Origin of the sequence: Variovorax sp. OV084, from assembly GCF_900111625.1 — a bacterium.
Classification (GTDB): Bacteria; Pseudomonadota; Gammaproteobacteria; order Burkholderiales; family Burkholderiaceae_C; genus Variovorax.
The window spans coordinates 1-1,679 of sequence record NZ_FOII01000054.1; the positions used below are offsets into that span (position 1 = coordinate 1).

The 1,679-nt window shown below is 58.5% G+C and carries 1 protein-coding gene and 1 pseudogene; both read right to left on the bottom strand.

The annotated features are described in order from the left end of the window. Positions 1–538 precede the first annotated feature (538 nt). Positions 539–1,324 (bottom strand): response regulator transcription factor, encoded by a 786-nt coding sequence (locus BMW87_RS34575; RefSeq protein ID WP_256217046.1) that lies wholly within the window; start codon positions 1,322–1,324, stop codon positions 539–541. Positions 1,325–1,484: 160 nt separating this feature from the next. Beyond that, positions 1,485–1,679, bottom strand: a pseudogene (locus BMW87_RS34580) (hypothetical protein); the annotation flags it as partial.

The following is a 1,679-nucleotide window of genomic DNA, read 5'->3' on the forward strand; positions in this document are numbered from 1 at the left end:
TATAGTTATCCACAGTTGGCTCCTACCGGAACCAGCTCCAGCCCCTGGTCAATGTTCGACTGGCACCGCTGATCTCGATTGCACTGGCGCTAACACGATGTGCTTCTCAAGGGTGCGCACATCAGCTAAAAATGTGCAGTCCAGAGAAATCCTGGTCCCTTGTGAGCCCGACTTCAAGCGCGTGGACCTTCCCGCCGATTTCCGGCCGTTATCGATGCAAATTACCCTTCAGAGCAGTGTGGGTCACTCATACTGCGAGTCAGACAATCGATGATCTCCAGCAGTGCCTGGAGCTTGGCGAGAACGACCTTTGCTACTTTTTCACGACACCCGGGCATTCGGCGAGTTTGCCGGTATTTTTGTAGGTATCTTTGGCACCCAAATCGCCTGAAGCAAGCATTCATGCGCGCTTCAGCCTGATGTTCGATCCCCTCCGGGCTCAAACCTCTCCAAATCGTCCTGTGACTTGAGGCAAACCGCGACACGCAGTGTGCGTTTTCGCCCCTCTCTTCAACCCGCCTGTCCACCTGCTCTTGCTCTACAAGGGTTCGGTACGTTCCTCGAGGACGTACCCCTCGCCTCGCACCGTATGCAGCAGCTTCGGCTCGAACGGGGCGTCAAGCTTGCTGCGCAGGCGAAGGATGGCTACGTCGACCACGTTGGTCTTGGCATTGAATTCCATATCCCAGACGCGCCTGGCGAGTTGGGACCGTGAAAGTACCTTGCCCTGGTTGCGAAGCAACACCACCAGCAACGTGAACTCCATCCTGGTCAGTTCGAGTTCGGTCCCATCGCGGGAGAACTTTGCGCGCCGCTCGTCGAGCTCCAGATCGGCCAGGCGAAGCACCGGTTGCGGGCGTACACCGGTGCTGCGGGCCAGCGCCTTGACGCGGGCCAGCAGTTCGGAAAACTGGAACGGCTTGACCAGATAGTCGTTCGCTCCAAGCTCCAGGCCCGCTATGCGAGCGGCAACGCTGTCGCGTTCGGTCAGAACCAGGAGAGGTGCATCCGTCTTGCGCCGGATCGTTCGAACGGCATGGGCTCCGTCCTGGCCAGGTCGCATCGAGTTCAGGAGGATGAGCGCGTAGTCCTGTGCGATGGCCGGGTTCACGGTTGCGTTTTCGCTGTTCACGATGTCCACGGTGAAACCGTTTCTCTCCAGTCCTTCGTTGAAGGTCTTGCACTGGGTCGATTGATGGTCGATGAGCAAGACCCGCATGGGGTCCGTGTCCTCGTCGAGCTCTGCGCTGCGTGCACGGCTGGTGCCGAGAAACGAGCCGCTCAGTGCGGTTTCAAAAGGAAGCGGGGAAACATACAGTCGCACAAGTTCTCCTGTTCCAGCGCCCAGGTGGAGCCGTTGCACTTTTATATGCATCGAGGAGTTATTGATCTAATTCATCATTTCTGCCGATGAGGCGGCGTTGCCTCTCTGCGTTCGCAAAGACGGTGTTCGAATGCCCGACCTGGGCTTACGTGGTCTGTGCTTAGATTTCCAGGCTCGCTTGCCCACCTCTGTTACCCAAGTACATCAGGGTGTTCGACGGCAGCGTCTCGTCCAGCAGCTTGCGCGCCGTCTCGATTCCCGCCACGGGCAGCAGCTTCGCATCGAGCAGGCCCACCTGCACCAGCACGCTGGCCTGGTCCCAGTAGATGTGCTCGTGATAGAGCTTGTCGCCGCG